Source organism: Streptomyces sp. NPDC039480 (assembly GCF_055597165.1).
Window position 1 is genome coordinate 372,101 of sequence record NZ_JBVITX010000004.1, and the last position, 11,909, is coordinate 384,009.

The 11,909-nt window shown below is 71.8% G+C and carries 12 protein-coding genes; 8 read left to right on the forward strand and 4 right to left on the reverse strand.

The window, feature by feature from the left end:
• The first annotated feature begins 28 nt into the window (after positions 1 to 28).
• The 3 genes from ACZ56E_RS15605 to ACZ56E_RS15615 all read left to right on the forward strand — a co-directional run bounded on the left by ACZ56E_RS15605 (position 29) and on the right by ACZ56E_RS15615 (position 2,058).
• The gene (locus tag ACZ56E_RS15605; protein WP_471214464.1) at positions 29 to 619 is read left to right on the forward strand and encodes a TetR/AcrR family transcriptional regulator; all 591 of its coding nucleotides are present in this window, start codon (positions 29 to 31) and stop codon (positions 617 to 619) included.
• 135 nt (positions 620 to 754) lie between these two features.
• A complete protein-coding gene (locus tag ACZ56E_RS15610; protein ID WP_398305779.1) occupies positions 755 to 868 on the forward strand; it encodes a tryptorubin family RiPP precursor in 114 nt (37 codons plus the stop codon).
• 137 nt (positions 869 to 1,005) lie between these two features.
• Positions 1,006 to 2,058, forward strand: a complete 1,053-nt coding sequence (locus ACZ56E_RS15615) for a cytochrome P450 (protein WP_471214466.1) — start codon at positions 1,006 to 1,008, stop codon at positions 2,056 to 2,058.
• 34 nt (positions 2,059 to 2,092) lie between these two features.
• On the opposite strand, the gene ACZ56E_RS15620 is transcribed toward ACZ56E_RS15615, so the two are convergent.
• Complete coding sequence (locus ACZ56E_RS15620; RefSeq protein WP_471214468.1) at positions 2,093 to 2,836, reverse strand: class I SAM-dependent methyltransferase; 744 nt, start codon at positions 2,834 to 2,836, stop codon at positions 2,093 to 2,095.
• A gap of 342 nt (positions 2,837 to 3,178) precedes the next feature.
• On the opposite strand from ACZ56E_RS15620, the gene sph reads away from it, so the two are divergent.
• Genes sph through ACZ56E_RS15635 form a run of 3 tightly spaced genes read left to right on the forward strand, consistent with a single transcriptional unit; the run spans position 3,179 to position 7,020 of the window.
• The gene (gene sph / locus ACZ56E_RS15625; protein WP_471214469.1) at positions 3,179 to 4,165 is read left to right on the forward strand and encodes a sphingomyelin phosphodiesterase; all 987 of its coding nucleotides are present in this window, start codon (positions 3,179 to 3,181) and stop codon (positions 4,163 to 4,165) included.
• Between the two features lie 25 nt (positions 4,166 to 4,190).
• Positions 4,191 to 5,408, forward strand: coding sequence for an AAA family ATPase (locus ACZ56E_RS15630; RefSeq protein ID WP_471214470.1), 1,218 nt, complete (start codon positions 4,191 to 4,193; stop codon positions 5,406 to 5,408).
• A complete protein-coding gene (locus ACZ56E_RS15635) occupies positions 5,401 to 7,020 on the forward strand; it encodes a vWA domain-containing protein (protein WP_471214472.1) in 1,620 nt (539 codons plus the stop codon). The genes ACZ56E_RS15630 and ACZ56E_RS15635 overlap by 8 nt, the downstream gene beginning before the upstream one ends.
• A gap of 25 nt (positions 7,021 to 7,045) precedes the next feature.
• Here ACZ56E_RS15635 and ACZ56E_RS15640 read toward each other — a convergent pair whose 3' ends face one another.
• The 3 genes from ACZ56E_RS15640 to zapE form a co-directional block, all read right to left on the reverse strand.
• Entirely contained in the window at positions 7,046 to 7,651 is a 606-nt protein-coding gene (locus tag ACZ56E_RS15640; protein WP_471214473.1) for a DinB family protein, read from the reverse strand.
• 94 nt (positions 7,652 to 7,745) lie between these two features.
• Positions 7,746 to 9,107 (reverse strand): PhoX family protein, encoded by a 1,362-nt coding sequence (locus ACZ56E_RS15645; RefSeq protein WP_471214474.1) that lies wholly within the window; start codon positions 9,105 to 9,107, stop codon positions 7,746 to 7,748.
• A 170-nt stretch (positions 9,108 to 9,277) separates the two neighbouring features.
• Positions 9,278 to 10,369: a cell division protein ZapE gene (gene zapE / locus ACZ56E_RS15650; RefSeq protein WP_471214476.1), complete on the reverse strand. Its 1,092-nt coding sequence runs from the start codon at positions 10,367 to 10,369 to the stop codon at positions 9,278 to 9,280.
• Between the two features lie 36 nt (positions 10,370 to 10,405).
• Between zapE and ACZ56E_RS15655 the strand changes: the two genes are divergently transcribed.
• A complete protein-coding gene (locus ACZ56E_RS15655; RefSeq protein ID WP_471214478.1) occupies positions 10,406 to 11,290 on the forward strand; it encodes a pyrimidine reductase family protein in 885 nt (294 codons plus the stop codon).
• 136 nt (positions 11,291 to 11,426) lie between these two features.
• Positions 11,427 to 11,909, forward strand: a complete 483-nt coding sequence (locus ACZ56E_RS15660; protein WP_468085305.1) for an indole-3-glycerol phosphate synthase — start codon at positions 11,427 to 11,429, stop codon at positions 11,907 to 11,909.

The following is an 11,909-nucleotide window of genomic DNA, read 5'->3' on the forward strand; positions in this document are numbered from 1 at the left end:
CGCGTTCCAAAACGTTTACCGTGGGCGCATGGCCAGACCACGAGAGTTCAACGAGGACCGGGTCGTCACCGCGGCCATGGAGACGTTCTGGCGCCACGGGTACGAGGGCACCTCGACGCGCGATCTCTGCGACAGCACGGGTCTCGGCCCCTCCAGCCTCTACAACACCTTCGGCGGCAAGCGGCAGCTCTACCTCCGCTCCCTCCGGTGCTACTACGACACCGCCACCGCCGAGCAGGTCGAGATCCTGCGCGGGGAAGGCCCGGCGAAGCAGCGGCTGCGCGCGATGATGATCCACGCCGTCGACGCCGACCTCGGCACCGATCCCGAAGGGACGGGCGCGCGCGGCTGCTTCGCGATCAACGCGGCCATCGAGGTCGCCGGGGCCGACCCCGAGGTGAGGGAGGCGGTGCGGCGCAGCTTCGACCGGGTCGAGGGCGAGCTGTGCGCCGTCGTGGAGGAGGGGCGGCGCGCGGGCGAGATCCGGTCCACCGGCGACGCGAGGACCGTGGCACGCCGGGTGCAGAGCACGTACTACGGCCTGCGCGTCCTCAGCCGCGTCCAGGACGACCGCGAGACGCTGCTCGCCACGGTGGACGGGGCGCTCGCCGACCTGTGACCTCGCGGCGCGCGACGTCGTGACGCCTGACCTCGCGGCGCGCTGACGCTCCGCTCACGCGCCCGGCTCGTCCGTTTATCGGATGTTGATCGGGTGCCGCGACGCTCCACGAGTCCATGTCGCCCCTGTTCGGGCATGGGCCCGACGGAATCGACCGGAGGTACGCACATGAAGGTTGTCCGCTCCCTCAAGAAGAAGATCACCGGCGAGAAGAGCCTCAAGGCCTACGCCTGGTACCACTGGTACTAGGCCGACGAGCCAGTCACCGCGCGCATCCCGCGCGGATGCGCATCCCGTAGGGACGTAATGCGCCGTTGAGGCCCGTGCCCGGTGTGCCACCCCCAACCGGCCGCCGGGCACGGGCCTCCCGCTCTTGGAGATCCTCGATGTCCATATCCGGTACCGACCGGCTCGCGCGGACCACCGTCTTCACGCCGCGACTCCACGCCCTGCTGCGCGACCACCGCGGCGAGGACGTGTTCCGTCTGGACGACGACACCGTCGGCGTCGCCGGGCCCGCCCTCACCGACCAGATCCTCGCCGCGCGCCCCGCCACCGAACGCGAACGCCCCACCTTCAAGCCGCTCCACGGGCGCTCCATCCCGCGCACCGAGGCGTCCACCGTCATGCGGGCCATCGGCCGCGACGTACGGGCGGCGCTGAAGAAGCCGGTGCCGGGAAACATCGACCTCACCGGGGAGTGGCCGCACACCGGCCACGTCCACCTGCGCGACCTGATCCTCGGCGCCGACCCGTACCGCCTGCGCATCCTCATGGACCGCACCCTGGAGCTGACGCCCAAACTGACCTGGACGGTCATCGCCACCGGCGCCGCCCTGCCCCGCGGACTCCGGCCGGGAGCGCCCGTCACGAGCATCGCGGGCCTGACCGCGGACGCCACCACCTACCGCGACCGCCGCTACGCCATGGGCCTGTACCGGCGCGCCGCCGCCCCCGTCTGCTTCACCGTCTCCACACTCGTCGCCAACGCGTACTGGCTCGGGGCGCCCTTCGACGACGCGACGCCGAACGAGCACATCCTGTACGAGTCCATGCGGCTGCTGCCGCCCTCCTGGAACATCCTGCGGAACGCGTCCCCCGAGTACCCCGCCCTCGACGCCCGCATCGGCACCGGCGACGACGTCCTGCTCCTGCCGCTGCTCAGCCACCGGGACCCGGAACTCTGGGACGACCCCGACGCGTTCCGCCCCGAACGCTGGGCCGACCTCGACCCCGACGACCACCCCGGCTACCTCCCCTTCGGCCACGCCTCCGAACGCTGCTGGGGGCGGCACATGGTGATGCCACTGGCCGGAATGCTCCTCGACATCCTGCGCGCCGACGGAATGACGGTCGACCCCCACCAGACCACCGCGAAGGTCCCGCTTGCGGGGCTGCTCGGCGTCGACAAGGTGCGGCTCGTCCGCGGCAGGCCCTGACGCGTCCCGGTTCCGGTCCCGGCCCGGTTTCGGCTCAGGCGTCGCGGCGGAACAGGGCCGTCCAGAGGAAGGGCTCACCGAAGAGCTCCGATGTGGACGGCTCGTCCCGCATCCTGCGCAGCTCGACCTCCGTCAGACCGCCACCGGTGAAGATTCCGCGGAGTGCATCCGGCGTGTACGCGAGACCGCCTTGCAGCCGCGCCCGGCGGTAGAACTCCGCGTCGGGCAGCTCGGACCCCATGCCCGCCTCACCGGCCGCGAAGCAGGTGAGGGCGAAATGGCCGCCGGGGGCCAGGGCGCGGTCCAGAAGGGCGAGGTAGCTGACGCGGCGGTGCGGCGGCAGGTGGTGGAAGCACCCCGAGTCGTAGATCAGGTCGTACGGCCCCGCCAGCTCGCTCTCCGCGAGCGCGAAGGCGTCACCGTGGTGGAACCGGATGTCGGCCCCCGCCTCGCGGGCACGCTCCGCGGCCCAGTCGAGGGCGGCCGGCGACAGGTCGACGGCATCCACCTCGTGGCCCAGGGCGGCGAGGTGCAGCGCGTTGCGCCCCGGGCCACAGCCCAGGTCGAGGGCACGGCCCGGGGTGAGGAGGCCCCGCTCGGCGTACGAGACGAGATTCTCGTCCGGCTTGGCCACGAAGAACGGCACCGGCTTGTCGCGGTCCGCGTAGAAGCCGTCCCACCACCCGGCCCCGTCGGCCGTCCAGCGGTCGGCCGCCGGCTCGAACAGGCCGTCCAGGAGTCTCATCACGTCGTCGACCGTACGAATACTGCGATCCATCAAGTCCCCTTTCCTGAGGGGCAATTGTATGGCGCGGATGGCGGAAACCGCAGGTCAGAGGCTGCTCGTGGTGGTCGCGGGGAGGCGTCGTGAGAGTGTCCGCGGGTCCGCTGCGCCCGCGTCGGGCCCTGCCCCCGTCCGCCGCCCCAAATGGCGTCCGCGCACCCCTGGACGGCCGCCAAGGGGCCTTCCGGCGCCAGGACGGGGCCACGTGTTCACGCGAAGTATCCCCAGAAGTAATCACAGCTGCTTGGATGTTCGAGCGCCCGAACAGGGGCACCTCCCGCACCTCTTGCATCAGCCGTCACAGCAGCAACCGCCCCCACACACCCAGGAGTTTCCGTGCCGCACACCGCGCTGCGCAGGACCCACGCCGCCGCGATCACCTCCGTGCTCGCCGCCGCCACGCTCGCCGCCGTCGCCCCGGCCGCGACCGCCGCCGACGCCTCCGCCGCTCCTCCCTCGCTCAAGGTGCTCACGTACAACGCCTTCCTGTTCAGCAAGTCGCTCTACCCGAACTGGGGCCAGGACCACCGTGCCAAGGCGATACCGGCCGCCGACTTCTTCCGGGGCCAGGACGTCGTCGTACTCCAGGAGGCGTTCGACAACTCCTCGTCCGACGCGCTGATGGCCAACGCGGCGGCCCGCTACCCGCACCAGACCCCGGTGATGGGCCGAGGCAAGAGCGGTTGGGACGCCACCGGGGGCGCGTACTCCTCCGTGACGCCGGAGGACGGCGGTGTGACGGTCCTGAGCAAGTGGCCGATCGTGCGCAAGGAGCAGTACGTCTACAAGGACGCGTGCGGCTCCGACTCGTACTCCAACAAGGGCTTCGTCTACGCCGTCCTGGACGTGAACGGCACGAAGGCGCACGTCGTCGGCACACACGCCCAGTCCACCGACCCCGGCTGCGCCGCCGGCGAGGCCGCGGCCACCCGCGCGAAGCAGTTCAAGGAGATGGACGCCTTCCTGGATGCCAAGAACATCCCCGCGGGCGAACAGGTCATCGCGGCGGGCGACTTCAACGTCGACTCGCACAGCTCCGATTACGCCTCGATGCTCGCCGACGGCGGCCTCGCCCCCGCCGACACCCGCACCGGACACCCGTACTCCTTCGACACCCGCGACAACTCGATCGCCGCCGAGCGCTACCCCGACGACCCGCGCGAGGACCTGGACCACATCCTCCACCGCAAGGGCCACGCCCGGCCCGCCACCTGGCACAACAACGTGATCAAGGAGCAGAGCGCGCCCTGGACGGTCTCCAGCTGGGGCAAGGAGTACACGTACACGAACCTGTCGGACCATTACCCTGTGACGGCGTACTAGGGGTACGAGGGGAGGCACGACCTGGATGGGCGCGGAGGACACCGCCACGACACTGCGGGCGATCGGCGACGAGTTGTCGGACCGCTTCTACGAGCGGGACGACGTGGTGCGGACCCTGCTGGCGACGCTGCTGGCCGGTCAGCACTCTCTGGTCCTCGGCCCGCCGGGAACAGCCAAGTCCGAGCTGGCCCGGGAGCTCACGAGCAGGGTCGTGGGCGCGTCCTACTGGGAGATACTCCTCTCCAAGTTCACCGCGCCCACCAGGATGTTCGGGCCCGTCGACGTCGCCGCGCTGGCTCGCGGCGAGTACCGCCAGGTCTACGAGGGCCGCGCCACGACCGCGCACATCGCGTTCATCGACGAGATATTCAAGTGCTCCACAGCGGCGCTGAACGAGACGCTGGGCTACCTCAACGAGCGGATCTACCACCCCGAGAGCGGCGGCGAGCCCATCCGCTGCCCTCTCATCGGGGCCATCACGGCGAGCAATGAACTGCCCGAGGGGGACGGTACGGCCGCGATCTACGACCGGCTCCTCGTCCGGATCGAGGTCGGATATCTGGAGGACCCTTCGAACTTCGCCGCGCTGGTCCGCTCCGCCGTCCACCGCCCGCGGGCACCGGCCCGGACCACGGTCGAACTGGCCGCGCTGCGGCACGCCGTGACCGAGGCCGTCCCTGCCGTGGAGGTCCCCGACGGAATCGTGGACGCGGTGTGCACGCTCCGGGCCGCCCTGCGCCGCAAGGAACTCGTCGCCTCCGACCGGCGCTGGCGGCAGTCGGTGGGCCTGCTCCAGGCCTCCGCGTACCTGGCAGGACGCCAGGCGGTCGCCGAGACCGATCTGTCGGTGCTGACCCATGTGCTGTGGGACTCACCCGCCCAGCGCCCGACCGTCGAGCGCGAGGTGCTGCACCTGGTCAACCCCGACGCCAAGGAGGCGCTCGACCTGGCCGACACCATCGACGAGCTGGAGGCCCAGCTCGACGCCATGGCCGGGCAGTCCCGCGAGGCGCTGAGCGAGTGGGTCATCACGAAGGCCCACAACAAACTCGCCATGGCGGGCAAGCGGCTGGAGAGGCTGCGCGAGGAGGCGGCCGTCGCAGGCCGCTCCACCGCCACCGTCGAACGGGTCGCGGGACGCCAGCGGGCCGTCCGCGCACGCGTCCTCACCGAGGCCCTGGGGCTGGACGCGAGCACGGTGCGGGACCAGCTCCACGGGCCGGGGGAGCAGGGGCGTGCCTGAGACACCGGACACGCTCGACGAGCTCGCGCGCCGCGCCGGGACGTGGCTGAGCCCGGCCGCCACCGCTCCCGAGCGGCACACCACGGCCGTGGTCGCGGACCTGTTCGACAGGATGACCTGGCGCGACACCTACGAGCAGTCGGCCGGACTGCGCGAGCTGGCCGAGGAGTTGCACCAGCGCCACGACCACACCGCCGACCTGCTGGCCGACGCGTTCCTGGCCGCCTACAAAGCCGCCCCGCGGCTGCGCGAGCCCGCGGAAATGGACCCCTGCCGACTGGTCAACCACCAGATCATCACCGCGCTGATGGAGTCACCCGACTTCGCCGACCTGCGCCGGGAGACGGCAGGCGATCCCTACGCCGCCGCCATGGCCGTGCTCGCCCAGGCCACCGCGCTGCGCCAGATCCTCGAGCGCTCCCGGGACGCCTGGCGCCAGGCCGAACAGGCGAAGAACGCCCGGCAGGCCGCCGAAGCCGCGGCGACCGCCACCGCCGAAGCACTCCGGCAGGCCGCCGAACAGGCCGCGGAGGACGGCACCGTGCCCTCCCCGGCCGCCGACGCCGTACAACGGGCGATCGCGGCCGCCGAGAGCGCGGAGGCCGCCGCCCGGCGGGCCGCCCGGGGCGCCGCGCAGGCCCTCGCAGCTGCGGTCCCCGGCAGCCATGCCGCCGCGCGGAACGCGGTGGCGAAAGCGGCACGGGCCGCGCGGCAGGAGGCCACGCTGACGCGAGCCTGGGGCGTCGGCCCCGGCGAGCTGGAGCGGATGCCGTACGAGGAGCGCGCCCGGCTCGCCGAGCGGCTGCGCACCAGCCGTCTCGCCCGGTGGGCCGAACTCATCGGCCGCTTCCGGCAGATGGCCGACGGCGAACGCGCCCGCAAGGTGGAGAACGCCACCGGCGAACTCGTCGGCGTCACGCTCGGCGACGACCTCTCCCGCGTCATCCCCTCAGAGCTGGCCAACCTCGGCCTGCCCGAGTTGCGTGCCGTGTTCGCCGCGCGCTACGCCGCAGGGGAGCTGATGCTGTACGACAGCCGGGGAGAGCAGGCCACCGGCCAGGGCGCGATCGTCGCGTGCGTCGACACCTCGCACTCCATGTACATGGAAGGGCCAGGCGGGACCACCCGGGAGGCCTGGGCCAAGGCGTGCGCCCTTGCCCTGCTGGACCAGGCCCGGCACGCGGGGCGGGACTTCGTCGGCATCCTCTTCTCCGCCGCCGACCGGATCCAGGTCTTCCGCTTCCCGGCCGACCGGCCCGCCGGCATCGCCCGGGTGCTCGACTTCGCGGAGACGTTCCTCGGCGGCGGCACCAGCTACCAGACGCCCCTGTCGGCGGCGGGCGACCTGCTGGCGGAGGAGTTCGACGACGCCGCCCGCAGGCGCGGCGACATCGTGCTGCTCACCGACGACGAATGCGGCGTCACCGAGGAGTGGACGCGCGGCTGGAACGACGCCAAGCGCCGGCTGGGCTTCCGCGTCTTCGGCGTGGCCATCGGCGCCCCGCCCGCTGCCGCGGAGGGCTCGGTCCTGGACGCCCTCTGCGACAACCTGCGCTCCGTCGAGGACTTCACCGACGTCCACGCCGCCGCCGACCTCTTCCGCGTGATCTGACGCGCCGCGGCCGTTTCGTCGCCCGTCACTGGCCGACCCTGCCGTCGACGCACTCCCGCAGCAGGTCGGCATGGCCGCAGTGCCTGGCGTACTCCTCGATGCGGTGCACCAGCAGCTCCCGGATCGAGGTCCTGTCCTTCCCCAGCCGCTCACCGAGGTCGGGGTGGCCGGCGAGCACCGCATCGGTGGCCGCCTGCTCGCGTTCGAGGTCGGCGAAGGCGGCGTCGACCACGGCCTGGTCGGCGACGGCTCCGTCGAAGTCCGCGTCGTGCTCGCCGTACAGCTTCGGCACCGGGTCGCCGTCGCTGATCCAGTTGCGCCAGTCACGCTCCACCTCGACGAGGTGCCGGACCAGACCGAGGAGCGACATCGTCGAGGGCGGCACCGACCGGCGGGCCAGCTGCTCCGGGTCCAGGCCCTCGCACTTCATCCGCAGGGTCATGCGGTAGCTCGTCAGGAAGTCGAGCAACGTGGGGAGTTCACCGTCGGGGCTGCCTCCCTCGCTGTTGCGGGGGTCCTGGTCCGGGTCGGCCCACATGTCGGGGTAGGTGGTCGCCCGGGTCCACCGCGTGGGGTGCTCGCCCCGGTCGCTCTCGCCGCTCTCGCCGTTCTCGCTGCTCTGGTCGCTCATGCAGGTCATGGTCGACCGTGCGGGCCCGGCCCGCCAGTGATTTGTCACCGGGGGGCCGGCCGCTCCTTGCGCGAGGGCCTACTTGTAGCAGGGCCTACTTGTGCCAGGGCCCCGTCACCGCGAACGTCGTGCCGGGCGTATAGCAGTTCACGTACATCGTCTCGTGGTCGGGCGAGAAGGTGACGCCCGCGAACTCTCCCCACTCGGGCTTCTCGGGTGTGCCGATGTTCTGGCGGTTGCGGGCCGTCGCGTAGACCTCGCCGCGCCGGGTCACGCCGTACACGTGCTGGGCGCCGTCGCCGTCCTCGCACACCATCAGGCCGCCGCTGGGCGCGAGGCAGATGTTGTCGGGGGACTCGCCCGGCAGCTGGATGTCGGTGCTCGGGCCGAACACGACGACGAGGGTGAGCCGGCGGTGGGACGGGTCGTACCGCCAGATCTGGCCGAAGTGGTCGGCCGCCGAGCCGTCGCCGCTGCGCGCGAAGGACGACACGAAGTAGACGGACGAGCCGCCCCAGTAGCAGCCCTCCAGCTTCTGCGCGTGGGTGACGCCCTTCTTGCCGAAGTCCTGGTGGCGGATGGGTGTTTGGGCGGCCAGCGGGTCCGGGACGTCGACCCACTCGATGCCGTCGAAGCTCGTGCCCGTCTCCTGGATCGAGGACAGGTCGGGCACGTCGGGCACCCGCATGGCCTGCAGTCTGCCGCCCGCGCGCAGCGAACCGCGGCCGCCCCCCGGCTTCTTGGGCAGGAAGCGGTAGAAGAGGCCGAAGGGCTTCTCGAAGGCGTCCTCGGTCTCGTAGACCACGCCGCGCTTCGGGTCGACGGCGACGGCCTCGTGCTGGAAGCGGCCCATCGCCGTCAGCGGCACGGCGCCGGTGCGCCGCGGGTCCACCGGGTCGACCTCGAAGATGAAGCCGTGGTCCTTCGTGTAGCCGTTCGTGCCGGCCTTGTCCTCGGTCTCCTCGCAGGTGAGCCAGGTGCCCCAAGGCGTCGGCCCGCCCGCGCAGTTGACGGCGGTCCCGGCGATCGCGACGCGCTCGTCAAGGACCTTGTCCCGCCGGTCGAGCGCGAGCGCCGTACACCCGCCCTTGGCCGCCGGGTCGTAGGTCAGCTCCTTGACGGTCGGCACGCCGATCTTGGCGGTGACGCGGTTCTCGTGGTTGCGCACGAGGTGGACGCCGCCGTTCCTGCCCCGGAAGGCGGCCATGCCGTCGTGATTGCTGGGCACTCTGCCCTCACCCGACCGCAGGGGCTCGCCCTCACGCGAGAGGACCTGGTAGCGGAAACCTTTCGGCAGATCGAGCAGACCCTTGGGATCGGGGACGAGAGGGCCGTAACCGGCCTTCCCGTGCGCGGCCGCGGTGCCCGCGAAGAGTTCCGAGAGGGCGCCGGTGAAGGCGATTCCGGCGCCCAGGGCACCGGTACGGGCGAGAACCTGACGTCGAGTGGCGGACATGATGGGCAACCTCCTGCTGGCGGACAGGAATGTGACCGGATGTGTGTACCACGCGCACTAGTTCGCGGGAACCACGCGCGTAGCTTCCGTTTCACGTGCCGACTTCGCGCGCCGTCCCTTGCCCCCGCCGGTGGGCCGCTGCCTCCGCCAGGGGCCCCGCCGGGGCGGGGCTACTCGCCCACGAGGCCCTTCGCGTCCCGCGCGAGCGCCGTGAGCCGTGAGATGGCCCGGAAGTACTTCTTCCGGTATCCGCCGTTCAGCATGTCCTCGCTGAAGAGCCGGTCGAAGGGCACGCCGGAGGCGAGTACCGGTACCTCTCGGTCGTACAGCCGGTCGGCGAGCACCACAAGGCGCAGGGCGGTCGACTGGTCGGGCACCGGCGTCACGTCGGTGAGGCAGACGGCGGCGAGCCGGTCGGTCAGCGCGCCGTACCGGCTCGGGTGGACCTTGGCCAGGTGCGCGAGGAGGTGCGGGAAGTCGTCGAGCGAGGCGCCGTCCGTCGCGTACGCCGCCTTGGTGACCTGCTCCTCCGAGTACGGAGCGGGCGCCTCGGGCAGGCCGCGGTGGCGGTAGTCCTCACCGTCGATCCGCAACGCCTTGAAGTGGGACGACAGGCCCTGGATCTCGCGCATGAAGTCCGTGGCCGCGAACCGGCCCTCGCCGAGCTTGCCCGGCAGCGTGTTCGACGTCGCGGCGAGCGCCACGCCCTGCTCGACGAGCTTGGAGAGCAGCGAGGAGACCAGGACCGTGTCGCCCGGGTCGTCGAGCTCGAATTCGTCGATGCAGAGCAGCCGGTGACCGCTGAGGGTGCGCACGGTCTGCTGGAAGCCGAGCGCGCCGACCAGGTTCGTGAGCTCGACGAAGGTGCCGAAGGCCTTCTGGCCGGGCGCGGCGGGCGCCGCGTGCCAGAGGGAGGCGAGGAGGTGGGTCTTGCCGACGCCGTAGCCACCGTCGAGGTAGACGCCGCGCGGGCCGGCGGGGGCGGCGGCCTTCCTCTGGAACCAACGCTTCCGGCCGGAGCCGGAGGCGTGCGCCCCGCCGAGCCCCGCCGCGAAGCCGCTGAGGACGCGGACCGCCTCGGTCTGGCTCGGCTGCTTCGGGTCCGGAATGTACGTATCGAAGCGGACCGAGTCGAAGCGCGGCGGCGGCACCATCTCGGCGACCAGGCGGTCGGCCGGGACGTGGGGCTCACGGGCGCACAGGGACAGCGGAGCCACTTCGGCTATGGGGCGGTGCCCGGAGGCGGCGGAGGAGGACGACACGGTTCCCCAGTTTAAGGGGCGTGCAAGACTGCGGATATGCGACGCCTGTTCCCTGTGACCGACCAGACAGCAGACCAGACGGCAGATCGGACAGCAGATCAGACTGCGGACCGGACAGCAGACCGGATCGCGGACCGGAGAGCAGAGCAGACTGCGGACCGGACGGCAGGCCCGACGCCCCCTCGGGCGGATGAGACGGCCGACCGGGAGTGGAGCCTCGACGAGCTGGCCGACGCCTACGCCTATCCCGAGGGCGAGGCGACCTGGCTGCGCGCCAACATGGTGTCCACGCTCGACGGTGCGGCCCACCACGACGGCCGCGCCCACCCCATCTCCGGCGACACCGACATGCGGATCTTCGGCACCCTGCGCAGCCTCGCCGATGCCGTGGTCGTCGGCGCCGAGACTGTCCGCAAGGAGGGATATCGCCCGGCGAAAGCACGTGCGGTCTTCGAGCGGCACAGGGCGGCGGCCGGGCAGACGGCGGCGCCCGCCATCGCGGTCGTCAGCGCCGGTCTCGACCTGGACTTCTCGCTTCCGCTCTTCACCTCGCCGGTGACGCCCACGCTCCTGGTGACCGGGGCCGCCGCGCCCGCCGACCGGATCGCCGCGGCGGAGAAGGCCGGCGCCGTCGTGGTGATCGCCGGCGAGGGCGCGACCGTGGAGCCGGAGCGGGTGGCGCCCGCCCTGGCCGAGCGGGGTCTCACCCGGCTCCTCACGGAGGGCGGGCCCCGCCTGCTCGGACAGTTCGTGGCCGCCGGGGCGCTGGACGAGCTCTGTCTGACGGTGTCGCCGATGCTCACGGCGGGGGACGCCCAGCGGATCGCGGGCGGGTCCGCTCTCCAGGTCCCGGCACGCTTCGCACTGGCGTCCGTACTGGAGGAGGCCGGGTTCCTCTTCACCCGATACCGTCGAACCTGACAATCAGCGGAATCAGCCGTTCCGTTTGGCTTCGGCTGGGCACACTAGATCTCGCAGACCCCGTGCGGCCACGGGGCAGGATGGTTTCCGCAAGGGCCTCAGGACGCGGGGCCCACGGATGAGAAGGGCGCCTGGCGTGTTCACAAGCGTATTGATGATCGAGAAAGCCCTGACCTCCGCCGACGTGGAGTTCGTCACCACCTTGCACGGGGACGAGCCGGTCGCCTTCCACGTACTGCTCCAGCCCAGGGGGGATCAGGCGGACCGGCTGCTGCGGGCCATCGACGACGTCGCCCTCGGCGAGCTGGACGAGGCGGCGCGCGAGGGCGAGACCCCGGAGGGCGAGGAGGCGACGGGCCCCGGTGAGCAGGCGCTCCGGGTCTCGCTGACCGCGCTGCGCGCGGCGGGCTGCGCGGCGCAGGGGCGGCTGATCGAGGACCACCCGCTGGACGCGCTCAAGACCCTGGTCGAGGACGCCGACGCCGACGAGGTGATCGTCCTGACCGACCCGCACTACGTGGAGGAGTTCTTCCACCGGGACTGGGCCTCGCGGGCGCGCCACAAGGTGGGTGTCCCGGTCCTGAAGCTGTTCTCGCACAGCCTGGCCGACGAGGCGTAG